Consider the following 24,386-nt stretch of genomic DNA (forward strand, 5'->3'; position numbering starts at 1 on the left):
AAGGGTCGAGGTGAGCTGAGCCCGGCTGGCCGCCGTGATACAGACAATGGTGTGGCCAGCCGGGCGGACGTCAGGCGATGATGGCGACCTTGATGCCGTCAACGCCGCTGTCTGTGTCCGCTTCGCTGAAGACCGCTTCGTCGGCGCGGGCAGCCACGCGAAGCGGTTCGGCCAGTGCTCGGGCGTTTCGGTGGCCGTCGTCGGTGACGCCCTGCAGCACGACCTTCGCGATACGGGTGTTGCTGCCGAGCTTGAGGCGGCTGCGGAGGACGCGGATCTGGTCGAGAACTGTGGACACGTCGTCGATGAGCTTTCGGTCGGTCCGCCACTGTGGCTGCGGTGCTGGCCAAGACGTGAGGTGAAGGCTGACGGTGTTCTCGTGGGGCCGGAACATCTGCTGGTAGAGATAGTCCGTGATGAACGGGGCGAAGGGCGCGAACATGCCGAGGAGTGCGCGGAACCCGAGGCCGAGCGCCGCGCGGGTGCTGGCCCGCTCGGTGTCGGTGTGGTTGCCGGGGTTGAGGAACCGCTCTTTGACCATCTCGATGTAGCGGTCGCAGAAGACCGACCAGAAGAAGCGTGTCACGGCCTGGTAACCCTGCATGAAGTCGTACTGGTCCATCGCCGCGGTGGTCTCGTCGACGGTGGACGCCAGGTGCGACAGCATCCACTGGTCCACCTCGGTGCACAGCGCGGCGGGATCGGGTGCGGTTTGTGGGTCGAACCCGTACATGGTCATCAGCCGGGCAACGTTCCACATCTTCACGGAGAACTTGCGGCCGGTCTTGATGTCTTTCTCGTTGTAGCGCAGGTCGGTGCCGATCCGGGCCTTGGTGGCCCAGATGCGCAGCGCGTCGGCACCGTACCGCTCGATGACGTGATCGGGGACGTAGCGGTTGAAGCCGTCCTGCGTGGTGGACTGGTCGAGGTCCCGCTTGGCAATCTTCTTACCCTGCTCGTTCAGCCCCCAGCCGGAGATCATCACGGTCTGCCAGGGCAGCCGGTCGAAGTGGTACTGCGACTGCACGATCGTGTAGAACAGCCAGGTTCTGATGATCTCGAATGCCTGCACACGCAAACTCATGGGAGCCAGCTGCGGGTCACTGTTCAGCCCGTTGACCGCCCAACCGTCGTTGATCTGCGGCGACAGGGAGGAGGTCATCCACGTGTCCATGACGTCGGGGTCTGGGCTGAGGCGACCAGAGCAGGCCGGGCAGGCATCCGTCGGCGGCGCGTCGGCGAGGGGGTCGACGGGCAGCGCACTCAGTTCGGCGGTGACCGAGTGGCCGCAGTCGTCGCAGAACCACACGGGGAACGGCACACCGTAGTGCCGCTGGCGGCTGATGTTCCAGTCCCACTTCAGGCCCTCGATCCAGTCTTCGAGGCGGCGCTGCATGTGGGAAGGTATCCAGGTCAGCTCCTTGGCGCGGGCCAGGAACGTGTTCTGGTGCTCGCGCACGCGGATGAACCACTGCGCCCGGATCTGGTACTCCACCGGCGTCAGGCACCGCTCGTGCACCCCGACGTTCTGCTTGAGCGGGCGGTTTTTAGCCAACGCGCCGATCTCTGCGAGTTGGGCCACGATCCCCGCTCGTGCCTGGGTCAGTTGCAGACCCGCGAACTGCCCGGCGAGCTCTGACAGCCGACCGTCGGGGGTGACGACGAGCCGTAGGTCGAGCCTGTCGCGTCGCCACTTCAGGACGTCCTCGCCGTCGCCGAAGGTGCAGACCATCATCAGCCCTGTCCCGAAGGCGGGATCCACGGACTCATCGGCCTTGATCGGGACCTGATAGCCGAACAGCGGCACGGTCGCCTGGGTGCCGAGCAGGTCCTGGTATCGCTCGTCGTGCGGGTGGAAGTACAGCGCCACGCAGGCGGGCAGCAGCTCGGGGCGGGTCGTCGCGATAACCAGCGCCCGACCGTCCGCCGTCGCGAAAGCAATGTCGTACATTTTCCCGGTGCGCTCGAGGTCTTCGACGTCGGCTTGCGCCAAGGCGGTCCCGCACTCGGTACACCAGATGATCGAATCTTCCACCCGGCGCAGATGGCCCGCCTGGTGGAGCTTGATGAAGCTGGTCTGCGCGGTGAGCTGGCACCGCTTGTCGATGGTCGAGTAGAGCAGATCCCAGTCGACCGACAGGCCCACCCGGCGCCACAGATCCTCGTACCGGGCCGCCGTCTTGCGGGTTTCGGCCAGGCACAGGGCCACGAATTCCGACCGCGGCATGTCGACGGCTTTGACCCCGTAGGTCTTTTCGACGTAGCGCTCCGTGGGAAGGCCGTTGTCGTCGAAACCCATCGGGTAGAAGACACGGTCGCCTTGCATCCTTCGGTACCGGACCACGAAGTCGGGCTGCGAGTAGCTCATTGCGTGGCCCACGTGCAGGTGGGACGCCGACACGTACGGAGGAGGTGTGTCGATGCTGAACACGGGGCCGGCCGCCGAGCGGTCGAACCGGTAGATGTCGTGCTCCTCCCAGAGTGCCCGGACCGTCGCCTCGACGGCGAGGTGGTCGTACTCAGTGGCGTCCATGTGCGGCATCCTTACTTTCTGCGTTGGTCGTTTTCAGTAGCGGTGTGCCTTGTTGAGCCGGCGCTCGAAGATCAGGCGGGCCTCGGGGGTGAGATCCATCGACAGCACTTCGCCCACGTCGACGAACCGGTAGTTCGAGTGCTCGGTCAGGTGGGGTGCGATGCTGTCCGGCAGTTCCACCTCGAACGAGAACGCGGCCAGCCGGCTACTCACGACGGGCTGGCCGCCGAACAGGCGGCTGACGGCGAGGTAGGTACCGGTCTCCTCCCACACCTCGCGGGCCGCTCCGTCGCGAGGATCCTCGCCGGCCTGGAGGTAGCCGCCCGGGATCGTCCATTGGCCGGGATAGAGGTAGTCGTCGGGACGGCGCTGCACGAGCAGTGCCTGGTTCTCAAACCACAGGATGCTCATCGCTGCCGCCTGCGGCAGCTCGATGTTCCAGCGGACCGCGCAGTCCTGCCCATCCCACCGCACGTCGCTGACGCCCCGGCGGCGGAAGTCGTCGAGCATGCGGCCATGGATTGCGTCCAGGAAGGTCGCGCCGCGCAACGCGAAGGCCGCGTTGACCCCCTCGAACCGCGACGTGGCCTTGCGGGTCGCGCACTCTTCCAGGAACTCGATCTCCTCGCCGGTAAGCCGCCCGGTCGCGGTCAGATGGTCAAGGCCGTCGCGGTAACCCAGGCTGAGGTAGCCGTAGAACGCCGCGATGTATTCCAGGCTGATCAGCGGCGTCCGCACGAACTCGGCCTCGCCGTGGGGCGCCATCGAGACATCAAAAAGGAATTTGCGCAGGAAGTAGGAGAAGGACGCGATGGTCCGGATCGCCTCACGGCGGGTGCGCGACGGGGCGGGGTCAGTGAACTCGGCAAAGATGTTCCGTCCGAACAGTTTCACGCTGGTGTATTTTGCCTGGTAGATGAACAGCTCCGCGCGGTTCTTGTGCTGGAACAGCTCGTACCGTCCCAGCGATGGCTGCGCGTCGGCCAGGGTATGCACGTTGACGCTGATCGGGATGTCGAGCTGCGCGGCCAGTTCGTCGCGGGCATTCGCGATGCCCTCGGCGGCGCTGGTGTCGAGACGTCCGATGATTATTTGGATGTCGACGTTGCTTCTGGCATGGGCGATGCCTCTAGAACGCGAACCCATCAGCATCGCGCCGACCACCGCCGGGACGTCGCCGAATGCTCCACGAATGGCCTCCACGAGATCGGCGTCGACACGACGGGTGATCAGCCGGTCCGACATGAGCAAGTCGGTCATACGAGAGCCGTCCTTTGCGCAGCGGCGAGGGAGGGACCGCCGGAAGGCCGATCGGGATCGATACCGATCGACACCTGTCCCAGGGCGAGGGTGAGGTCGATCCAATCGCCGCCGAGCGCAGCCGAAGCGGCAGCGGCTTCCAGGACGGCCACGACCATCGCGCCGTGGATGCCGTCAGTCTGCGGACGCTCACCAGTGCGGATGCAATCGACGAAGTGGCTCAGTTCGATGTCGAGGGGACGGCGAGGATCGCCGGCCGCCAGGGTCCGCGGCTGCACCCTGCTGCCGTTGACGTGCAGCCGGACGGCCCCTTCCACGTCGTCGTAGACGATGCCACCCGCCGTGCCCGCGACCGTGGCTCGCCGGACCTTTTCCGGGTCGATGCAGCTGAGATGCACATGGCCGAGGAAGTCGCCGAAGTCGAGCGTGAGAAAGGCCAGGTCGGAGATGGTGGGCCGGGTAAACATGTACTCCACGCAGCGCACCGCTGTCGGCGGACGTCCCGCCCAGCGAATCAGGATCGAGACGTCATGCGGTCCGAGATTCCAGATGACGTTGGCGTCCTCCCGGAACCTTCCGTACGCCAGACGTTGCAGGCTGACGTAACGCAGATCGCCGACCTGTCCCTCCCGGAGAGCACGCTCGACGTCGATAACGTGCTCGGAATAGAGGAAGGTGTGGCCCACCATGAGGATGAGGCCGGCTGTCGCCGCAGCCTCGGTCAGCGTGAACGAGTCCGTGGTCGTCATGGCCAGCGGCTTCTCGACGAACACGTGCTTGCCCTGGCGAATCGCCGCCATGGCGAGTTCGTAGTGGCTCGCAGCGCCCGTCACGATCAGCACCGCATCGAGCTGCGTCTCACTCAGCAAGTCCGGTGGTGACAGGACCTCAGGCGCGGACGCCAGACGAGTGGCCAGCCTCGTCGCAGTCTCGGAGCTTACGTCTGCTACGGCAGTTAGCCGGGCTCCGACCCTTCGTTCAGCAGCCGCCGCGACGTTGGCGCCCCACTGCCCGCATCCGATCAGACCGAGTCTGATCGGCTCGGAGGTTCGGCAATCTCGGTCTGCAGCGTCAGGCATGGCCGCAGCCTGGGGGTGTGGCATCGAACTGCCTCCTACCGCTCTAACAAGATCCTCTATTCATGCGTGCATGAATAGCGTTCCATCGAGATCTATCTGATGTCAAGGGAGTTGCTGTGTGGTGAGTGGACTGACCAGAAGGGAGCATGTCGCGGCCGTCCGACTCGCCGTGGGCGGGCGGCCATCCTTGCCGCCTGAGGCGAGATCCCCCGAAGCTGGACGGCTCGCGACAACGCCCGCAGCTTCGACTCTGCTGGGGTGGGGACCAAGAGAGGTCGTACGGAAGGTGACAGCCTGCACGTGCGGCAAGTAGCTGTCTGGGGCAGCGGCGCCAGGTGGTTAGCGCGCGAGCAGAGGGTCCGCCGGGGAAGGACGCGGCCCCGGGTTAGCTCCTCCTCATCGGTACGGCGTCCAAGCAGCGTCGAGGTCACCGTTGCGGAAGGTCCTCAGTCGATGCCGCCATTGGTCGGCAAGAGATGGATTCCCATGCAACACTGGAAGGACGCTGGTCACTAGCTGAAGTTCACGGAGTTCGCGAAAGACGGGAAAGCCTGGCCAGCCGGTGATGTCGAAGCCGTATGTCGTCGCCAGCTTCTCTTGCGGGTTGCCGGGGTAGCGGAAGCGCAGCTCTCCGACCGCTACAGGCGTCAAGTCCCATTCGCGCGGTCCGTAGGCCGCAGAGTCGAAGTCGCAGATCACTGCACCCTCTGGCCCCGGGATGAGGTTTCCAAGGAAGCTGTCGCCGTGGATTGGCCCGGGCGGAAGTGCATACACAAGGCCGGCAAGCGCCTCCTCCAGTTGCTCGCACTTCGTCTCGAGAAACGCCACGTCGTGCTGTGGCAGGCCGTCGGTCTCAGCGATGCGCTGTCGGATCGGAGCTAACGGTCGCCACGGTGGGAGCGGCGTCTCCGGTGACGGAAGGCTGTGGTACCGGCGCAGGATCCGCCCAAGATCTGCTCCGGTCGGTGCACGTCCCGTCGCGGGAACGCGAGTCCAGAGGGTTGCCAGATGCCCATATGCCTCGACAGGCTGACTGAACCCCGGAAACAGCTGCACGGCGGGCATACGATGCTCGGCCAACCACGAAGCAACGGCTATGACCTTCGACACCCGATCGCGAACCGTTCGCGAACCAGCGATCCGGACGACAACCGATTCGTGGGGCAGATCCAGAACCGCGTTGTTGGTAAACTTGATCAGTCTCGCCCCGGTGGGCTCAAGGCCAACCTGGCCACAAACTGCTCGCACGACGATGCTGACCATGTCGCGGCCGAGGGCGGAGGAAGCACCGCCAAAGCCGAATGAGTTGGTCACGATGCGGTCCGCAGGGTGGTGACCTTATCCGCAAGATCACGTAAATCCCCATGCTGACTTCGCGCGAGGCGTCGGAGGGGCTCCATTCTGTCTATTGTCCGGACCGACCTCACCGTTGCCGCGCTGGCTACCGCCTCACGACCCGCGTCAAGGCCCCGGTCGCGCTCCCCGACCCGCAGATACGCAACGGCAAGAGCTGTCAGCTCGAAGATCTTGCTCCGGGCCATTCCTGGTCCTCGCATCTCGACCGCCTGTTGTAGGTAGAAGACGCTGCCGTTGAGATCCGCTTCGCTGGGCGACAGGAGGGCGGACAAGGTCACACCTATGGAAGCATTGAGATCCGCCTGGCCAAAGAACTGGACCCAAGCTGGCACATTCTCCCGATTTGCCCGAGAGAATTCGTCCTGGGCGCGACCGATCGACCGGTGCATCTGCTCCGAATCGTCAAGTAATGCGTATGCCCACGCCTCGTTGACGCAGAGCATGGCGACTGTCAGTTCGGATCCCGAGTCTTGCGCGGCGATCTGACCAAGCTGGAAGAAGCGTAAGGCTTCACGATGCATGCCGCGATGCAGATGAAGACGTCCCATTCGGTATAGGATGTTGGCTGCCAATGAGAGGTCGTCGGCATGCTTTGCCTGTTCGAGGGCGCGAGCGAAGTGCTTTCGTGCAGCAGAGTACATTCCGACGTCGAACGAGGTCCACCCAGCGAGATTGTGAAGATCCGCTAGAGCTAGGTGCAGTCGCGTCAGGGTTTGGTCGTTGCATGTGGCCGTAAGAAGCTGCTGAGCCCATCGGACCTGGGCTGCCACGGCGTCCCTACAGGATCCACCGCCATGGCGATAGTCCAAGGTGCGCATGGTGGCTGTGAGCGCCTCGATTTGCTCAACGTCCCACGTGCCAACGCGAGCCGGGGCAGGGGCGACCTGCCGATCGACCGGCTGCCACCAACGGGCGACCTCGTCGGGAGCGGTTCCCATCGTGACGTTGGCGGCATGAGAGAGGAGGCGCCGCACCTCCTCTCGTTCGTCGACGTAGGTTGAGCATGTGGCAGCGGCGAGATCGAGCGCGGTCTCGGTCGACTCGTCGTAGGCCACGCCCATGTAGCCGCGGGGGATGCCGAGGCCGTCGGCGATGCGGACCAGGACGTCGTGTGCCATGACCCGCCGGCCCTTGAGCACCTCGTACACCTCGGACGCCGTCTGCCCGGTCAGGCGAGCGATTCTCCGCTGGGAAACTCCGACCCGCTGCAGCCGCTGGTAGGTCGTCCTCAAATCGCGGGCTGCCAGGGCCAGGCGCATCTCGCGGTGTTCCCACACCGCAGGGGATATGGCATCCGTAGATGCCTGGTCAGCGTTCATGTCGGTCCTCGTTGGCTCGGAAGGCGGGCCCGTCTTCGCAGGCTAGCCGCAGCCCGCTCCGGATGGAATCCCGACGTGTGACGACGACTAGCGCGACTAGGCACCCATCCCGCCTATCGAAGCAGATAGGTGCTCATGCTTTCACGCTGCGTCATCTAGGTGGATCCTGAGGTCGCGACCGGCGGTTGAGTCGGGTTGCTTACGGATCGGGGAGGAGGGCAAGTGAAGCATCCGCCGACCTGGGCACTACTGGTGCCGTTCTTTATCCAGGGGTGGCGATGCCTCGCCGGCCTCGCGCTCTTACCTCGATGTTCATCGAGGCACCGCCGACGCGGGGATAGCTTCGATTGGAGCAGGTGAAGGGCGGCAGGAATTGTCGGTTCGCCCGGGAGTCAATTCCCCATCGCTGCGGTCGCTGCTCGGTTTCGGTCGCCAACGGCCAGCCCGTCGCCACAGTGCATACCAAGCGTTTGGCGCTCGCGCCACAGCGCACCTACGGGCGTGGACCAGAGCGGCCGTCGAGACCGCAGCGGCGGCAGCAGCATTAGCTGGATGGGCGAGGGTTGCGATCAAGCTCTGCAGCGGTCGCCGATGGGCGACGAAGGTTGCGAACTGACAAATCACCGAATCCATAAATCTCTGAATACTTCAAATCCGAAAGGCTTGCGCAATGTATGACCAAGATGAGCTAGCCCGCTACGGCTATCGCCAGGAACTGGCCCGGAGGCTTCGATTTCGAGACCTGGTCGCCTATGGCCTCGTCTACATGGTGCCGATCGCGCCAATGGCGATCTTCGGCAGCGTGTACGCCGGCTCCGGCAGGATGGTGGCCCTGGCGTACACGGTCGGTGTGGTCGCGTTGGTGTTCACCGCGTTCTCGTACGCGCAGATGGTCAAGGCGTTCCCCATGTCCGGCAGCGTCTACAACTACGCCGGCCGGGGCATCAGCGCGCCGGTCGGGTTCCTGGCTGGCTGGGTGATCCTGCTCGACTACGTCCTCGTACCGGGACTGCTGTACCTGGTGGCGTCGGTAGCGATGCACTCCACCATGCCGGCCGTACCGGTGTGGCTGTGGCTGCTCGGATTCGTCGCGGTCAACACGATCGTCAACTCGGTGGGGATCCGGATGACCGCGATGGTGACCCGGGTGATGCTCGTCGGCGAGCTGATCGTCCTGGCGATCTTCCTCGCCGTCGCCGGCTGGGCCGTCGCCTCGGGCAGGGGCCGGTTCAGCTGGGAGGCGTTCTACAACGCCGACACGTTCACCTGGTCCCTGGTAGCCGGGGCAGTGTCGATCGCGGTGCTGTCCTTCCTCGGTTTCGACGGCATCTCCATGCTGGCCGAAGAAACCAAGGGTGGCTCCCGGCAGATCGGCCGGGCGATGGCCGCCGTCCTCGTCCTGGCCGGTGTGCTGTTCATCGCGCAGACGTGGCTGGCCGCGATGCTCGTCGCCGAGCCGGCCTCGCTGCTCAGTGACGGGGATCCGAACGGCACCGCCTTCTACGACGCCGCGCAGGTGGCTGGCGGAGGTTGGCTGGCGACGTTGTGCGCGGTGGCGACCGCGATCGCGTGGGGCCTGCCGAACTCGATGGTCGCTCAGGTCGCCACCTCACGCCTGCTGTACGCGATGGCCCGGGACCGGCAGCTGCCCGCCTTCTTGGCGAAGGTGTCGATCCGCCGCAACGTGCCGATCAACGCGACCCTGCTCACCGGCGCCGTATCCCTCGGGCTGGGCCTGTACATGGCGACCCGCGCGGACGGGATCACGCTGCTGTCGTCGCTGATCAACTTCGGGGCGATGGTCGCGTTTCTGGTCCTGCACGTTTCCGTGGTCGTGCACCACCTCCTCCGCGGGCGTAGCCGCAACTGGTGGGCGCACCTGGTGATGCCCGGGATCGGCTTCGTGATCCTCGCGTACGTGGTGGTCAATGCGAACATCGCCGCGCAGCGTCTCGGTCTGGCGTGGCTCGCTCTCGGCATGGTCGTGCTCGCCGGCCTGTACCTGACCGGTCGCCGGCCCGCCCTGTCGGGTCTGGCGCCCGCGCAGCCGCAGGCCCGCCACGTCGAGCGGGTGTGACGACCATGGACGCGATCAGCTACCGGCCCGCCCGCGACGAGCTGGCCTACACCTTCGGTGGTCGGATGCCGGTTGCCCACATCCGCTCCGGTGACACCCTGCGGGTGCACACCGAGGACTGCTTCGGTGGGCTCGTCCGTGGCCCGGCGGACCTGCCGTCGCAGGTGTGCCGCATGCCCTACCTGAACCCGGTGTCCGGGCCGTTCTTCGTCGAGGACGCCGAGCCAGGCGACACCCTCGCCGTGCACCTCGCCTCGATCGTTCCGGCCCGGGACTGGGGAGTCTCCTCGACGTTCCCGCACTTCGGGGCACTGACCTCCACTTCGCACACGGCGACCCTGCAGCCGCCGCTGCAGGAGCGGGTGTGGGTGTACGACATCGACCAGCAGGCGGGCACGGTCCGCTTCCACGCCACCGACAGCGACCACACCATCGACCTGCCGCTGGACCCGATGATCGGCACCATCGGCGTGGCGCCGGGCGGTTTCGAGGCGCGTTCGACCATCGTGCCCGACAGCCATGGCGGGAACCTCGACACCCCGGAGCTGCGCGCCGGTACCACCCTGTACCTGGGGGTGAATGTGCACGGGGCGATGCTCGCCCTCGGCGACGGCCACGCCCGCCAGGGCGAGGGTGAGGCATGCGGCGTCGGGGTGGAGATCGCCACGACCACCACCCTGATCATCGAGGTCGTCAAAGGCGTCCCGACGGTGTGGCCCCGCCTGGAGACCGACACGTCGATCATGTCGGTTGGCTGCGCCCGCCCCCTAGAAGACGCGTACCGGGTCGCGCACCGCGACCTGGTCGGCTGGGTGGGTGAGCTCACCGGCCTGGAGCAGCTCGACGCCTACCAGTTGGTGTCGCAGGCCGGACGGGCGCCGATCGGCAACGTCTGCGACCCGAACTACACGGTCCTCGCCGCCGTCGACAAGCTGCTGCTTCCGCAGCCGCGGGCCGCCTACGACGGGGTGCACGCCCGCCTGCGGCAGCACGTCGGCGAGCCACGGTAAGGGGACGGGATCCAGATGACCTCGTCCATCCCGCAGTTGTCGTTGCGGGACGAGTTGTTCCTGCTGGGCCACGACGACGACACCGGCCAACCGCACATCCACCGCCAGACCCTCGCCCTCGGCCTGGCTGGTGCGGTGCTGATCGACCTGTTCCTCGCCGGGCGGATCGCCCTCGACACCACCGACGACGACACCGGGCCGGGCGGGGAGCAGCGGCTGCGGCTGCACCTGGACCGGCCGGTCGGGGACCTGATCGCCGACACCGCCTTGGCCTCCATCCGCTACGCCCGTCCGACCCCACCGCTGCGGGGGTGGCTACGCGGGTTCGCCGACGACCTGTACGAGCGCACCCGCGCCGGCCTGCAGGCCGGCGGGATCCTGCGCCACGACGTGCGCCGACGCCTCGGCGGGCTCGCCCGCACCAACCGCTACCTGCCCACGGACCTGAAGTGGCCGGTCGTCGCCCGCGCCCGGCTGCACTACATCGCCACCGGCCGTAGCCAGCCCGACAACCACACCGCCGCCCTCGGCGGCCTGATCGCGACCCTCGGCCTGACCAACCACCTGTACCTCGCCGACGACACCGCGGCCCTCACCGTGCAGCTACGCACCATCGCCGCGCAGCACCACCAGCAGGTACGCGACATCATCGCCGCGGTCGACGCCGCCGTCGGTGACCTCGCCACCGCCGCCTACCGGTGAGCCCTCACCACCCCATCCGTTTCCGCTGCCCTTGGAGAGACACCTCATGCACGTCGTTCCGCGTATCCGTGCCGCCCGGTGGGCGGACAAGGACCTGGTCGCCGCGCTGATCGCCGACGCCCTGCATGGCGGGCCGCTCGCCCAGTGGCTGGTGCCCGATTCGACCTGCCGGCGGCGGATCCTCACCGACGTGGCGGTCATCTGGGTGGAACACGCCATGTTCTTCGGCGACATCCAGATCACCGACGACCTGAGCGCCGCCGCGATGGGGTTTCACCGCTACCGCAGCATCCCGCCACCGCCGAACTACCGCAGCCGACTGGAGGCCGCCGTCGGCCCGCACACGCGGCAGTTCGAACTCCTCGACCAGATACTCACCCCGGCCCGGCCCACCGAACCCCACTACCACCTGGCAGTTCTCGCCGTCCTTCCCACCGCCGGGCGGCGCGGTATCGGCACGGCGATGCTCACCCACCATGAGAGCCGCCTCGATCGCATCGACATGCCCTCGTGGACCGAAACCCTTCATGGCAGCCAGGACGCCTACCGGCGGCACGGCTACCTTCCGAGACCCACGCTCACCCTGCCCGACGGGCCAGTCATCGCCCCGATGCGCCGCAACCCTCACCCGGCTCGCGGGTCCTGGCCCGTGAACATCGCCAGACCGGCGACCGTCACAGCGCCGACGCGCCCAGAGTCCGACGCACAACGCTAGACAAGGCGTGGGCGCCTAGGTCACAGCTTCCACCGGCCCTCCCGCCAGCGGCGCTGGACCCGCGCCGGGACGCACAGAGCCGGTCGCCCGCCCGTAGAGAGACGGCAGCGGCAACCGACGTGGCCGGCGACGACGGTCCCCCGCTGTCGTCGCCGGCCACACCCTCTACCCGAATGCGCAGCCCTCGGCGGCGACCGCCTGCACCAGCCCAGCTGTGCTACCCGCACCCCACGACCCGGACATCAACAGCAGGAAGGAACGCCGATGCCGACGCGGACCCCGGTCCTCGCCGCGTGGACACCCGCCTTTGTCGCCGAGGTCGTCGCCGCGACCCTCGAGCACGCCGCCGTGCACGGCCTGCACCACGCGGCCCGGGACGTCGCCCGCAGCCACGGCCTGTCACCGGCGACCGTCGAGGAATGGGTCTCGCGCGCCCGCGCCGTGCAGGCCGCACCGGTGCCACCCGACCTCCTGGCCTGCCACACCTGCAGGCGATCCATGATCCTCATCCATCTGCCCGGCTGTGACAGGGTCTATCTGTGCGCGCCGTCGTGCGGGCGCACACCGGTGTCGGCCGAGGAGATCCGCGACGCCGTCGCCGCGGTGGTCCTGCACCACACCCCACACCTCGTTCCGGCCGGCAAGACGAGCCAGGCCGCCTCCTACGCGCTCGGCCCGATCCAACGCGTCACCGTCGGCGCGACCAGCACAGACCTGCACATCACCTGGAGAGCCGTCTCCCGGCAGGTCACCGGCCCGATGATGGGCATGGCCCAGCGTCTGCACCTGGCCCAACGCCACGCCGCCGACAACACGCCCGAGCGTGCCATCAACGTCCTGCACAGCGGGCTCCTGCACATCGACCCCACCAACGGCAGGCTCGCCCTCGACACCGCGACCGCCCGCGCCGCCACGCTCCTCGCCGCCCTCACCTTCACCGGCGGCGACCCAGCCGCCGCGCTGCCCTGGGCCCAGTGGGGACACCGCAGCCTGCGCCACCTGCTCCGCGACCCCACCAACCCGGACGTCCGCGCCGCCCTACGCGTCCTGGCCGCCACCCACCGCGCCGCCGGGAACCTCACCGCCGCCGCCGACTGCTACAGCGACCTCATCCGCCACCACACCCAAGCCGACGGACCCTACGCACTACCGACCCTCGCCGCCCAAGCCACCCTCGCCGTCGTCCTGCACGAACACGGCCGCCAGGAACCGGCACGGCAACTCCTCGCCCGGACCATCTCCGATCACCGCCGCGCCCACCCCCACCACCCAGCCATCGCCCGCATGACAGCCGCCCTGCACCACATGCAGACCACAGCTAGCGACCCGCCGGGGAATCCCACGCGCAGCGCGACGTCCGCCCCGCCCGGCACCAGTCAGACCGCCCGCACCTGACCACCCACCAGGAAAACCGGCCCAGGCACACCCGCATCAAACTCCGAAGGACACGAGACACCTTGCTTCGCACTATCCCCGACACGCGCCGCTGGTCGGCCGGCCTGGTCGCCGGTCTCCTCCTCGCGGGCTGCCAACCCGAACCCTCCGGCCCGACGCCAACCGCACCAGCCCTCGCGGCGCCTCCGGCGCCTTCATCCCCGGCACTCGTGGCGACCGCACCCGGCCTCACCCCACAGCAGCGCTTGCGCCTGCTCGCCGACGCCATCACGGCCGCCCCTGCCGACCGCACGGTCGATCTGCCCTACACCTACGTGCATATCCAATCCTGGACCCGTGCCACCAATGTGATCACCCGCTCGGACCTGCAACGCTGGCGCCGCGACGCTGACGACTCCGGGCGCGAGGTGACGCGCCGGCTCCCCGACGTGCGTGGCCTCCCCCACCGCCCGACACCTGACGAGCGCCGCCAGTTCGCGACTGCCTCGACCAAGACGACGCGATACGCCAGCGGCGATCTCGCGCCCTACCTTCCCGAACCGCTGACCACCGACATCGCCGAGCTTGCGGGTGCGCTGGCCCCACGCGAACTGGCCGGAGAGCCCGCATACCCGCGCATGCTCGTTCAGGGCGTCATCGACATCGCCACCAGCCAATACCTCAACCAGGAACAGCGTGCCGCCGCACTCGGCGTCCTCGCAGACGTGCCGGCAATCGCCTACCAGGGCGAGCAGACCGACCTCGCCGGACGAACTGGCCTCGGCTTCACCGTGAAAGCCGACAACTCCCAAACGCAGCTCATCGTCCACCCCAGCACAGGCGAGATCCTCTCCGCCCAAGAAAACGCGCACGGTGCGAAGCCCGGCCTGTTCTCCTACGTGCTGTTCCTCGAGCGCGGCCACACCAGCACCGAAACCGGAACGCTTGGCGGGCGGACCTGAGCTGCCCCGTTCGCCAAAAGCCCGCGCACCGGCGCGTCGACTCTGCTCGTGGTGACGTCACCTCGACAACGGCCACGTCGTGGCCGGTCAGGTTCGCTCGCAGCCGGCCGCCAGCCGGCCGTCGAGTTCCACCGCCAGCACCGACGCGCCGGCGGCCACGAGAGGCCGATGCCCGATCCCGGGCCGATCTCCAGGACGCGCGCACCCAGTCGCAGCTCGCGCTCGACCAGCACCTCGGCACCCGTTGCGAGTACCCCGGCCGGACCGCGTAGTCGTTGTCCGGGCCCTCATCGAAACTGCCTCGTCAGCTCCGCCGCTGGTCATCACCGCCCACGTCGCGAGCGCTTCGCACGGGTGATCGGGACCGATCGGGCCGCACACGGTCGTCCGCTGCCGGTCCGGTGAGGGCGGGTCTCACCCTGCGGTGCGGCGCCTCTGATTGATCTTCTTTGCGACGGCGTCGGCGGCGTCCTGGTGCAGTTGTCTGGTGACGCTCTGGTAGGTGTCGCGGGTCAGCGTTGTGGTGGAGTGGCCGAGTTGATCGGAGAGGACCTTGATGTCGACGCCGGCGTCGAGGGCGATGGTGGCGGCGCTGTGACGGAGGTCGTGCAGCCGGATCGGCGGTAGGCCGGCCTTGCGCACGAGCCGGCGGAAGCGTTGGGTGACGGCGTTGGGGTGCCACGGCTGCCCGTCGGAGCGGACAAAGAACAGTCCGGTGTCGGGCCACGCCGGGCCGGCGGCGAGTTGCCACTGGGCCCGGCGGGCCTTGTAGGCGGTGAGGACCTTGACGGTGTCGGCGTCGAGGGCGACGTCGCGGTTGCCGGCTCGGCTCTTCGGGGGTTTCTGCACAGGGGTGTAGCCGTGGGTGGCGATCTGGTTGTTGATGGTGGTCTCCCGGCGGTGCAGGCGGACCTCGCTGTCGCGCAGTCCGCAGGCCTCACCGCGGCGGGGCCCCCGGTAGGCCATGTAGTGCCACATGGGGTGCAGATCGGGGGCGTGCCGGGCGGCGTGGTCGAGGAAGTCAGCGACTTGCTCGTCAGTCCACACCATCACCGGTCCGGGCACCGCGCCGGTGTCCTTCCAGCGCTGCACGCGTTCGTCCTCCCACACGATCGGCAGCGGCCGGTCACCCGGGGTTTTGACCAACGCGGCCGGGTTGGAGCCGACGATGAGTTCGTCGGCGAGGGCGTCGTTGATGGCCTTGCGCAGGCAGGCGCGGATGCGCTGCCGGGTCGTGGGGCCGGTGGGCCGCACCCCGGCCGCGGACCTACGCACCGCCGGGTCGGGGCTGGTCTTCGCGGCGCGGATGTCGTCGTTGCGGCGTTCGATCGCGGCGAACATGGCACGGACGTGGCTGGTGCGCAGCTTGTCCAGCGGGACCTCGCCGAGGTGCGGGATCAGGTGCACCCTCACGATGGACTCGTAGCCGTGCAGGGTGTTGCCGTCCACACCGAGGTGGGTCAGCCAGCCGGTGAGGTAGTCGGCGACGGTGGGCGCGTCAGCGAGAGGGCCGTCGCCGCGCAGCCGCTGGCGGATCCGGTCGACCTCGGGCAGGGGCCGTTTGGCGCGTGCGGCGTTCTGGAGCAGGTCGCCGATCTCGGTGCGGCGGCGCCGGTCACCCTTGGCGAGGGCGAGCAGTTCGCGGGCGTGGTCGAGTTCGTCGGCTGCGGCCCGGCGGGTGGGTAGACCGGAGCGGCGTAGTTGCCGACGCCCGCCGTCGGCGGTGGGTGGGAGTTCGAGTTGATAGGTCCAGTGCCCGTGCTCGGAACTCCAGGCCCGGTTGGGGCGGCGCAGCTTGGGACAGTCGTTTCCGAAGGGCTTACCGGTTTCCGGGTGGCGGCAGCCGCAGCGTTTGAAGATGCTTCCGTCAGGCATGGCAGGTGGTGCTCCTCGATCAGGTGGGCGCATCGGTTTCGTCGATCGACATCCACGCGTGATTCGCGGACACGATCAAGTCGCCGGGACCGTCGTACGACGGTCTCGGCGCAAGGTCGGGGCTGAAAGAGAACCGCGGGCGTTGGCGCGGCGTGAGGACTGGGGCGGAATGGCGCCCGCCAGCGCGCGAAAGGCGCCTACGGTGGGGCACTCGTGGCACCGGCGGCGCGCTCCGGCGTGGTCCCCGGTTCGTGCAGGTGCAGGGCAGCAAGCAGCGGCGCCGTCGGTATCCGGTAGTGGGCGCCGACGCGGAAGTGCGGCACCGGGAACGCGTCACGGCGAATCAGCTTGTAGGCGGCGGAGCGGGACATTCCGAGCACCGACGCGGCGGTGGCCAGGTCGGTGCTGACGCCGAGAGCGCGGATCCGCTCGGCCGTCCACGCGAGCTCCGCATCACCGGCTGCCGTTCCTTTCCGGGACGGCGGTGGCACCATTCGAGTGCGTCTGGACGTTCTCATGGTCAACTCCTCAACGCTGAGTACGGGAATGCCGAATTCAGTCGCGGCGCACACGACCGGTCGGCCGCTTGTCTGGAGGCGGACTCGGCCTTCCCACCGGATCGCGGGAGCAGGTCCAAGAGATGCGCGACCCGGACGACATCCAGCCACGCCGGACGGTACGACCGAAGCGATGCCTACTTGGGTGCTCACACATGTCGATGTCGACCCCGGGCCGCCTCGGTAGTGCGCTGACACCGGTAAACCCGTCTTTGTGTGCTCAGGCGAACGCCTGCCCAACTCACCGCCCGCTCACACGGACTCACGGGGCCGTCCGACCGCTCCCCCAGGTTCTCCTGCTCAAGGCTCGCCTGCTGCATGTGCACGGGCGGGGCGTGAGATGACCGGAAGGCTCTCCGTCCAAGGGCTTTACCTTGGCGGGCGTCGCTCGCGCATCCACCGGACCACCGCATCGGGGCACCTGGTCTCTGATCTCGTGGATCGAGCTGCCTCACAGGGCCAGCCGCGGCGGTGGCACCGACGGGCATCTACGGCCGAGCCACGACGCGCAGGGGTCGAGAAAGCTGGGGCTTCACGCCGACACGCGGCCAGTCAGCGCGGCGTGGCCGACCTGCCGCCCGCGTCCCACCGCCTGATCCGCTGCGCCGCACGCCTCCAACCAGGACCGAACGCCGCGAACAACAAGCGCGGTCACCCGGCCGCCATCGTGTCATCAGTCATCGTCGATGACACAGGTGATGTCGAGGTATCCGCGGCGCAGGGACGCGTCGGTGTCATGGCGCTCACCCTGACCGCCTCCCTGAGGCTTGCCGCAGGGCGACCGACGGCTTGACCGCCATGACCAATCCGAACGGAGCCCGCCGCCGTCACCGCCGTCGGCGCTGCCACCCTCGCCCGGTCGAGCCACGCCGAGCGCCCTCAGCCCGCGTCAAAACGCTGGCCAGCGCCCCGAACGGACAGAATGTCAAAGAGACCAATCGATGTCACCATGACGCGGCGCGGCCGGCGCATGTCCTGCACGACGACCCGGCCCGGACATGCGGCAGCACCGTCGTCGTGACCGCCGGAGGTATCACTATGGCCGATGACAGCGACACACATCGCTGCCACTGTCATCGCGACGCGGCGCCACTGGCTACGAAGACACACCCGCCGACGCTCGGCCGATGACCCGACCACCGTGACCGCCGGCAGTGAAACCGTGTCCGACGCATCGACTCATGTTGTTGACATGGACATCACGTCGTGGTGCCACCGGACATGGCGTCGGATCCTGCAACGCCGCTCGGAGGCCACTCCCGGGCGACAGCCCGGTCATCATCGGCACACCGGCCTGGGGCCGCCGAGCGTTGCCGGCCAGATCGCGCGGGACGGCTGCTCGGGATCTGCTAGTGGGCCGGGCGGTGGGGCAGTCCGCGTCAGGGCCTGCATGTTCCGGCTCCCGGCCCGTCCCGTGCTGATTCGATGGCGGAGTGTTGACCACGCCAAGTCGTTCGCACCGGGCACGATCCAGCCATAGCCGTGCCAGTGGCCTGACCCGAGACGCTCCAAGGCAGCATCGACGCGACGACTCGAGCGCGCGCAGGGTCAACGAATCGCGTCCGTCACCGGCGCGCGATCACTTTCGCCCGGGGCCGAGATCACGTTGGCTGGCATCCGACAATGCCGTCGGGAGCGGCCGTGAGTTCGTGTGAGCGGCCGTGAGTTCGTGTGAGCGCCCCGGCGACCTGCCGGCAGGAGCCGCCGAAGCGCAGGCCGTCGACTACCGCGAAAGGGGTGCGACCTAGCCTGCCCGCCACTCACAGTCCTGCTCAGCGCACATTCGCCGTCGCCGGAAGACCGGTCGACGCGCCGATTCGAGCCCGACAACGCCGGCCGCGGCGACGAGGCGTCCAGCTACGGCATACCGGCATTGACCTGCGCTGTGAGCGGTTGTGAGCCGGTCGTGGCGCAATCGGTACTCCCAGCGTCGCCGCGACACGGCGGTGGCGCTCGATGGTCTTCCCGACCAAGGAGTGTTGATCATGAGTGTGTCCGACACAATCTGGCCCACCGCGCCCCTGGACGCCGTCGAGGTCGCGTTCGCGGCGCTGAGCGGCGACCCAGCGCCCGTGTCCATCGACCTTGACATGTTCAGGCCGGCTGTGGGCCTACCGACGGGCGTCCTGGAGCTACCGGCGCTACGGGACTGGCTACTGGCGAACCCGCGCGCCTACACCGCCCGCGACGCGGTGTGGCGGGAGCTGATCCGTCGCGCCCGCCTGGACGGGCCGCAGTGGGTCATCGCCGCAGTCGGCATGGCGATGCCGGCGTTGCGGCGCTACGCCAGACGGCTGTCCGACGGCTACCGCGGCGATCCCGACGACATCGGCGCGGAGATCCTCGCCGGTTTCCTGGCGGCGCTACGGAACCACGTGGACGTGAGCCGCCGGGCGCCGTACGCATCGTTGTGCCGGGCCGGATGGCGCGCCGGACACGCGTTGCGCCAGCAGGCCAGCGAGTACGTCACCGTTGAGGATGTGGAGCGCGTCACGGGCCCGCGGACCCCGCGGGTGCCCTACGGGCATCCGGACGTGCTGGTGCGCCGCGCGGCGCGCCTGGGGATCCTCGACGCCGAAGACGAACAGCCCTACATCGACGTGCGGCTGGGCCAGCGGGCCATGGAACCCATAGCGGCCCGGATGGGCATCAGCACCGACGCTCTGCGCATGCGGCTGTGCCGCATCGACACCCGCCTCGCCGAAGCCCTCGCCAACGGCATGCTGACCGGCGCGGCGTCCCCGCAGGCCGCCCAGGCGTTGGCTGCACGAGCCAAACGCCGGGCGAGCCTGCGCGCCGCCAGCCGCCGTCGCATGCCCACCACCACGTCGACGGCAGCGGCGTAGGTCCGTGACCGCGGGAGTCCCGCCTCGCGGCGCTGTCGCCCTCCTCAGTCACAGCTGCTGGCCCGGGTTACCTCAACGGCACGACGAAACGTCCGGCGTGAGTGGCGGTGAGCGGTTGTGAGTGGGGCAGGCGTTCGCGAGAGCACACAAACGGCGGTTTCTTAATGACGGCACCGGAGCCGCGGGGCGCTCGGATGCAGGCGGTGCAAACCTCAGCCGTCGATCCGATCCCGCCGGCCGGCCGGGCGGCGCTCGGGGACAAAGCCAGCGAAGCCGGGGCCCGCTGTCTACCCGCCGCAGCCCAGTCGCTGTGCGGACGCGTGACCCGCCCGTTGTGCCGTCTCAACGCGGCCGCACGGAAGTCATCCACCCAGCCATCCCCTCGACGGGATGGCGCCACTCCGGAGGTAGCGTTCATGACGACCACCTACCATCCCCAGTTCACTGTCCCGTCCACCCGACCGATCCCGGCGGAGCTACTCCTGACCGAGAGTGAGCGCCTGCGCCTGCCCGACTGGTGGGCCGTCGAGATGCTCGCCGAGCACCGAGTCCTGACCACCGCGCAGCTCACCGCACTCGGTTTCGCCACCACCACGGCGTCGGCCACCCGACGCCTGGCGCTCCTCGCCCGCCGCAGCTGGATCGACCGCCTCGTCAACACCGGCGCCGCGACCACCGCCGACACCTGGTGGTGCCTGGGCCCGATCGGCGCCCAACTCACCCCACTCCCCGAAGACCGCGACGTCACGCCGGCGCAGGTGTACCGGGCCCGCGACCGGCTCCGCGAGAGTCGCGACCTGCCCGGTCTACTGGAGGCCAACGACTTCTTTGTCGACCTCGCGACCCGCGCGCTCACCGAGCCCGGAAGTGACCTCCGCACCTGGTGGTCACCGCGCACCTGCCGATACGTCACCGGAACGCGGCATGTCGCCTGGCACGGCGAGTACATCCACGAGCGCTACCGCCACGCGTTCTGGTACCAGCCCGACCCCGGCCAGATCCGCCCCACCGACCTCGCCGACCGCGGCCACACCTACCGGCGGCTGACCGAACACACCGGCCTGGCGAACCTGCTTTTCCACGCCGCGGACCCGCAGTGCGAGCAGGAACTGGGCCGCCACCTCGAGCGCCGCAACACGCGGCACCTCACCGTCGTCACCAGCAACCCCGAGCACGGCCACCCGGCCGGGCCGATCTTGCAACCGACCGGCGAGACACACCATCTCACCCTGACCGACCTTCCCCACACCCCCGAGCAGTGGCCGCCCGACACCCTGACCTTCAAGGAGGTACGGCCCCGAGCCCCACACCCCATCTACGACCCCGAGCGCCCTGTCACCGCAAGTTCGCCACACGCGCGAGACCAGGGAGGTTGGCATGTCCAACCATGCTTCCCGGACAGCGACTGCCGACCTCCGGTTGCTCGCCCGCTGCGGCTGCGGGGCGCTTCAACCTCACACCCACTCGCACGTGCGGCCTCGGAGCAACAAACGTTGATCACCCCGCACCGTGAACCTCACCAGCGCCACCGGCCCGACTCACACCCACCCTCACCGCACCGTCACGCCGAAGCCGCTGTGCCCGGCGCTTCAGCAGTCAGTGCCGATCTCCGTTCTACCGTCCGTCTTGATCCTGACCCCCCACCTGACCCCCCACGGCCGCTCACAGCCCAGGTCAGCCCCGCTGTCAGGAGTCTGGCACCGTTCCAGACAGACCCTCCAGTCTCGGGTCTCTCCCCAGGGGTTTGTGCCCATGGGTAAACACCTACCGGCAGCGGATCCGCTGCTGCGGCTGCAAGCCAGCATCACCGCCCGCGACGACCGGCTCCTGGGCTGGCTCTACGACCACGGCGTGCTCACCACCGACCAGATCGCCGCCGCCCTTTTCCCATCCCTGGACTTCACCCAACGCCGGCTGCGCCGCCTCACCGCCCTGCGAGCGGTCGACCGATTCCGACCCAACAAGGCCGACGGCGGCTCCTACCCCTACCACTACGTCCTGGACCAACTCGGCTACGACCACGTCCACGCCCAACGCGGACTCCCCCGAGGCCGTCGCGACCAAGCCCGCCGCCGCAAACAGTCCCTCACCCGGCGGCCAGACCTGCCGCACCTGCTCGGCGGCAACCAGGTCTTCATCGACCTCGCCGCCCACGCCCGCACCCACCCCGACACCGAGTTGGCCCGCTGGCAACCCGCATCCGCCTACCACGAACCCGGCGCCCTCTACCGCAAAGGCGGAGACCCCCAGATCATGCTCGCCACAGCGACCGGCATCCCCCGCCCGGACGGCGCCGGGGTGTGGACCGAGGGCAGACGGTCCGTGCCGTTCTTCCTCGAGTACGACACCAGCGGTGAAAACCTGCAGGTCGTCATCGAAAAAATTGTCAAGTACGAGCGGCTCTACCTCTTGAGCACTTGGGCGTGGCCGGTGCTGTTGCACCTACCCTCCGCACGACGCGAGGCGAACCTGCACCACCGGATCGCCGGCATCGGCCTGGAGGCGGTCATCGCCACCACCACCGCCGAACTACGCACCGCACTCGCCGCCAGCCCCGCCCACCAGATCTGGCAACTACCCGGCTGTACCGGCCGTCACCGACTCATCGACTTGCCCTACACCGACACCCGCCACGACAACGAATTCCCCACCCACACCGCCCCCGACCAGGAACGCTAGGCCGCCTGATGGGGACGGGGCGGAGCACCCGGCGCGATCGGCGGCTCGGGTAGCCCCACACACCGCCGAACCCGCCCGCGCCCACCCCGGGGGCTGCTCCATCGCCCCACCTACGCACGTACCGAGTCGACGACGCCGGACCGCGCCTCGGGCAGCGTGGGCAGCAAGGGCTGGCGAGCTGTCAACGTCTGTCAGCGCGCTGCTCTGCGGATGACAGACCCCGAGCGCCCGCCACGTTGTCGTCCATCGGCTGCCTACTCCGGTGGTGGTCACCACCGCCACCACCATGGCGGGGTCATCGCAGCTACAACTGCGGTGTCGCACCAGCCCTGGATGCTGGGCAAGTCCCTCGTCGCCAGCGTGCTGGTGGCCAGCGCGTACTTACTGCTCGCGGTGGCTGGCGGCGGACTGGGAATGGGGGATGTCCGCCTTGTCGTCTGTTCGCGGTTCGTGGCACGGGTGGCCAGTATCGGCGGACAGTGCGCGCGGACCGGCCGATTCTGGTGGCGATGTCGGCTGCGTGCAGAGACGGGTCCTGGCGGTACCAGTAGGCCACGGCCCCGGCGGTGTCGGGCGGCACCTTTGCGCTGCGTCTGCCGCCGTCCGGGTCCAGGTCATGTCCCTGGTCCTGGAAAGTGCCCGGTTCAGCGTTCCCCGCGTCGGCCAAAGGGTTCACTCTGTTCCGCTCGGTGGAGTTCCCGAGCGGCGTGACTAAAGATTCGGTGGCGCGGGATCTGCCGGCTCCAGGTCGATCCCCGTCGAGGCGAGAGGGGTCCAATTCCCGCAACTGCGTCGTGTCCCTGGACGCCGAGGCTTCATCGGCGGCACGGTCGAGGTGAGCTCCCTCTTGGTCGCGCGCTTCGAACAGTGGGGGTTCGGGTGCCACTTCTTCGGTGCCGCTCGCACCGGCCAGCGCAGGCGCGGTGAAGCCCGTTGCCGGATGGTCGCCCTCGTCGGCGGAGACCGCAGCCTCCGGTCGTGGCATCGGCGATACGTCGTAGTCCTCGACAAGCTGCGCTGCACGGATTAGTCCTGATGCGAGGGCCGCTGCCTCCTGGTTCGGGGGTTCGGCCGTCGCGGACTGCGTCTCCGCTGACATGGTGGCGGGTTGCTGGCCGTCGGCCGGGCTGAGGGAGGGGGCGCGGATCCGGCCCGCGATCTCGACCAGGCTGATGCTGGCCACGACGACCAATCCGTCGGCGGAAATGGCAGCAGGTAGGAGGCGGGGGCGACAAGTTCACCGTATCGGGCGGCGACGCCGACTATGTGCCCGTAACTCACCAGGCGGCGATGCCGGCGATGATCGCGGTCAACGTCTCGTCAAGCAACTCGCGGCCCTCGCCGACGAGTTACAGGCGATTCGACCCTCCCCGACACACGGCCACCTGCAACGCACTGCGTGGGGCCCTCGCCGCCGAGGCGAAGCGGCTGGACCAGGTCTGATCCGAAAGGAGATCGATGGCCACGCCCGACGAGTGCCGCCCCGCAGGACCCTCGAGTCAATCATGGCGGGCGTCATTGGTGACCTTGCACAGCTGGCACCCGCTTGTTTCACCACCGCTGCCAGGAAAGACATACCTGTTGAAGCAGGTTCCGGGAGAACGTGCCCAACGATGGGCGACTACGGCGTGACCGCCGAGATCAGGTGACTCCGAAGGCTTTCGACGACAGCGAGAGCCTCTTCTTCCTCGATGTCGTCAGCCCATCGCAGCCGCCAGGCTGAACCGTTCGCCAGCACTTCGCCGAGCGCCCGAACGGCCAGGTCTCGAATTGATGAGTCGACTGCCAAGGCCCCTCTGCCGAAGAAGCGTGGAGCGTACGCCGAGTTCGAGAACGGCATGCCGCTGAGCGATTGGAGCGCTGTGGCGGCCGCCGCCACCGCTCGAGCGGCTTCCCCAGCTGTGAGAGCCCGCCCGGCCACCGCCACCGCAAGGGTGTTGCGTACGAGTTCGGCGCGCTGGTCAAGAGGGGCGGCCTCTAGGGCATCGCACCACTCAACCGCGTCGTCGTTGTCGAACGGACCGAGCTGCCAGGTTGCCATC

At 68.3% G+C, this 24,386-nt stretch carries 17 protein-coding genes; 9 read left to right on the forward strand and 8 right to left on the reverse strand.

Annotated elements, in window-relative coordinates; all coding sequences use genetic code 11:
- Positions 1 to 70: 70 nt before the first annotated feature.
- The 5 genes from AB0B02_RS01560 to AB0B02_RS01580 form a co-directional block, all read right to left on the reverse strand.
- Complete coding sequence (locus AB0B02_RS01560) at positions 71 to 2,533, reverse strand: valine--tRNA ligase (protein WP_357293380.1); 2,463 nt, start codon at positions 2,531 to 2,533, stop codon at positions 71 to 73.
- Positions 2,534 to 2,566: 33 nt separating this feature from the next.
- The gene (locus AB0B02_RS01565) at positions 2,567 to 3,793 is read right to left on the reverse strand and encodes an NUDIX hydrolase (RefSeq protein ID WP_357293395.1); all 1,227 of its coding nucleotides are present in this window, start codon (positions 3,791 to 3,793) and stop codon (positions 2,567 to 2,569) included.
- Complete coding sequence (locus tag AB0B02_RS01570) at positions 3,790 to 4,896, reverse strand: Gfo/Idh/MocA family oxidoreductase (protein WP_357293406.1); 1,107 nt, start codon at positions 4,894 to 4,896, stop codon at positions 3,790 to 3,792. The genes AB0B02_RS01565 and AB0B02_RS01570 overlap by 4 nt, the downstream gene beginning before the upstream one ends.
- A 372-nt stretch (positions 4,897 to 5,268) precedes the next feature.
- Positions 5,269 to 6,186: an aminoglycoside phosphotransferase family protein gene (locus AB0B02_RS01575; RefSeq protein ID WP_357293414.1), complete on the reverse strand. Its 918-nt coding sequence runs from the start codon at positions 6,184 to 6,186 to the stop codon at positions 5,269 to 5,271.
- On the reverse strand, positions 6,183 to 7,547 hold the full coding sequence (locus tag AB0B02_RS01580; protein WP_357293420.1) for a helix-turn-helix transcriptional regulator: 1,365 nt from the start codon (positions 7,545 to 7,547) through the stop codon (positions 6,183 to 6,185). Before AB0B02_RS01580 ends, AB0B02_RS01575 begins: the two co-directional genes overlap by 4 nt.
- 670 nt (positions 7,548 to 8,217) lie before the next feature.
- Here AB0B02_RS01580 and AB0B02_RS01585 point away from each other — a divergent pair.
- The 6 genes from AB0B02_RS01585 (at position 8,218) to AB0B02_RS01610 (ending at position 14,387) form a co-directional block, all read left to right on the forward strand.
- Positions 8,218 to 9,624 (forward strand): APC family permease, encoded by a 1,407-nt coding sequence (locus AB0B02_RS01585; protein WP_357293434.1) that lies wholly within the window; start codon positions 8,218 to 8,220, stop codon positions 9,622 to 9,624.
- A complete protein-coding gene (locus AB0B02_RS01590) occupies positions 9,621 to 10,634 on the forward strand; it encodes an acetamidase/formamidase family protein (RefSeq protein WP_357293441.1) in 1,014 nt (337 codons plus the stop codon). Before AB0B02_RS01585 ends, AB0B02_RS01590 begins: the two co-directional genes overlap by 4 nt.
- 15 nt (positions 10,635 to 10,649) lie before the next feature.
- Positions 10,650 to 11,336: a GPP34 family phosphoprotein gene (locus tag AB0B02_RS01595; RefSeq protein WP_357293454.1), complete on the forward strand. Its 687-nt coding sequence runs from the start codon at positions 10,650 to 10,652 to the stop codon at positions 11,334 to 11,336.
- Between the two features lie 46 nt (positions 11,337 to 11,382).
- On the forward strand, positions 11,383 to 12,051 hold the full coding sequence (locus AB0B02_RS01600) for a GNAT family N-acetyltransferase (protein WP_357293463.1): 669 nt from the start codon (positions 11,383 to 11,385) through the stop codon (positions 12,049 to 12,051).
- 264 nt (positions 12,052 to 12,315) lie between these two features.
- A complete protein-coding gene (locus AB0B02_RS01605; protein ID WP_357293472.1) occupies positions 12,316 to 13,446 on the forward strand; it encodes a tetratricopeptide repeat protein in 1,131 nt (376 codons plus the stop codon).
- A 209-nt stretch (positions 13,447 to 13,655) separates the two neighbouring features.
- Positions 13,656 to 14,387, forward strand: a complete 732-nt coding sequence (locus tag AB0B02_RS01610; protein ID WP_357293477.1) for a hypothetical protein — start codon at positions 13,656 to 13,658, stop codon at positions 14,385 to 14,387.
- 414 nt (positions 14,388 to 14,801) lie between these two features.
- Here AB0B02_RS01610 and AB0B02_RS01615 read toward each other — a convergent pair whose 3' ends face one another.
- The gene (locus AB0B02_RS01615) at positions 14,802 to 16,262 is read right to left on the reverse strand and encodes a tyrosine-type recombinase/integrase (RefSeq protein ID WP_357293485.1); all 1,461 of its coding nucleotides are present in this window, start codon (positions 16,260 to 16,262) and stop codon (positions 14,802 to 14,804) included.
- 197 nt (positions 16,263 to 16,459) lie between these two features.
- Positions 16,460 to 16,780: a helix-turn-helix domain-containing protein gene (locus AB0B02_RS01620; protein WP_357293494.1), complete on the reverse strand. Its 321-nt coding sequence runs from the start codon at positions 16,778 to 16,780 to the stop codon at positions 16,460 to 16,462.
- A gap of 2,024 nt (positions 16,781 to 18,804) precedes the next feature.
- Between AB0B02_RS01620 and AB0B02_RS01625 the strand changes: the two genes are divergently transcribed.
- The 3 genes from AB0B02_RS01625 (at position 18,805) to AB0B02_RS01635 (ending at position 22,344) form a co-directional block, all read left to right on the forward strand.
- The gene (locus AB0B02_RS01625; RefSeq protein ID WP_357293498.1) at positions 18,805 to 19,665 is read left to right on the forward strand and encodes a hypothetical protein; all 861 of its coding nucleotides are present in this window, start codon (positions 18,805 to 18,807) and stop codon (positions 19,663 to 19,665) included.
- Positions 19,666 to 20,081: 416 nt separating this feature from the next.
- Complete coding sequence (locus AB0B02_RS01630) at positions 20,082 to 21,425, forward strand: replication-relaxation family protein (RefSeq protein WP_357293508.1); 1,344 nt, start codon at positions 20,082 to 20,084, stop codon at positions 21,423 to 21,425.
- Positions 21,418 to 22,344, forward strand: a complete 927-nt coding sequence (locus AB0B02_RS01635; protein WP_357293515.1) for a replication-relaxation family protein — start codon at positions 21,418 to 21,420, stop codon at positions 22,342 to 22,344. Before AB0B02_RS01630 ends, AB0B02_RS01635 begins: the two co-directional genes overlap by 8 nt.
- Before the next feature lie 1,621 nt (positions 22,345 to 23,965).
- On the opposite strand, the gene AB0B02_RS01640 is transcribed toward AB0B02_RS01635, so the two are convergent.
- Positions 23,966 to 24,385: a DUF4259 domain-containing protein gene (locus tag AB0B02_RS01640; RefSeq protein ID WP_357293521.1), complete on the reverse strand. Its 420-nt coding sequence runs from the start codon at positions 24,383 to 24,385 to the stop codon at positions 23,966 to 23,968.
- Position 24,386: the final 1 nt, after the last annotated feature.

It is taken from the genome of Micromonospora sp. NPDC049240 (assembly GCF_040647835.1).
In the GTDB taxonomy this organism is placed as follows: Bacteria; Actinomycetota; Actinomycetes; order Mycobacteriales; family Micromonosporaceae; genus Micromonospora.

What these genes read in the sequence shown, in the direction of transcription:
- AB0B02_RS01560 (WP_357293380.1), bottom strand. Translation starts at nt 2,533, where the DNA reads ATGGACGCCACTGAGTACGACCACCTCGCCGTCGAGGCGACGGTCCGG.
- AB0B02_RS01565 (WP_357293395.1), bottom strand. Translation starts at nt 3,793, where the DNA reads ATGACCGACTTGCTCATGTCGGACCGGCTGATCACCCGTCGTGTCGAC.
- AB0B02_RS01570 (WP_357293406.1), bottom strand. Translation starts at nt 4,896, where the DNA reads ATGCCACACCCCCAGGCTGCGGCCATGCCTGACGCTGCAGACCGAGAT.
- AB0B02_RS01580 (WP_357293420.1), bottom strand. Translation starts at nt 7,547, where the DNA reads ATGAACGCTGACCAGGCATCTACGGATGCCATATCCCCTGCGGTGTGG.
- AB0B02_RS01585 (WP_357293434.1), top strand. Translation starts at nt 8,218, where the DNA reads ATGTATGACCAAGATGAGCTAGCCCGCTACGGCTATCGCCAGGAACTG.
- AB0B02_RS01595 (WP_357293454.1), top strand. Translation starts at nt 10,650, where the DNA reads ATGACCTCGTCCATCCCGCAGTTGTCGTTGCGGGACGAGTTGTTCCTG.
- AB0B02_RS01600 (WP_357293463.1), top strand. Translation starts at nt 11,383, where the DNA reads ATGCACGTCGTTCCGCGTATCCGTGCCGCCCGGTGGGCGGACAAGGAC.
- AB0B02_RS01605 (WP_357293472.1), top strand. Translation starts at nt 12,316, where the DNA reads ATGCCGACGCGGACCCCGGTCCTCGCCGCGTGGACACCCGCCTTTGTC.
- AB0B02_RS01615 (WP_357293485.1), bottom strand. Translation starts at nt 16,262, where the DNA reads ATGCCTGACGGAAGCATCTTCAAACGCTGCGGCTGCCGCCACCCGGAA.
- AB0B02_RS01620 (WP_357293494.1), bottom strand. Translation starts at nt 16,780, where the DNA reads ATGAGAACGTCCAGACGCACTCGAATGGTGCCACCGCCGTCCCGGAAA.
- AB0B02_RS01625 (WP_357293498.1), top strand. Translation starts at nt 18,805, where the DNA reads ATGAGTGTGTCCGACACAATCTGGCCCACCGCGCCCCTGGACGCCGTC.
- AB0B02_RS01630 (WP_357293508.1), top strand. Translation starts at nt 20,082, where the DNA reads ATGACGACCACCTACCATCCCCAGTTCACTGTCCCGTCCACCCGACCG.
- AB0B02_RS01635 (WP_357293515.1), top strand. Translation starts at nt 21,418, where the DNA reads ATGGGTAAACACCTACCGGCAGCGGATCCGCTGCTGCGGCTGCAAGCC.
- AB0B02_RS01640 (WP_357293521.1), bottom strand. Translation starts at nt 24,385, where the DNA reads ATGGCAACCTGGCAGCTCGGTCCGTTCGACAACGACGACGCGGTTGAG.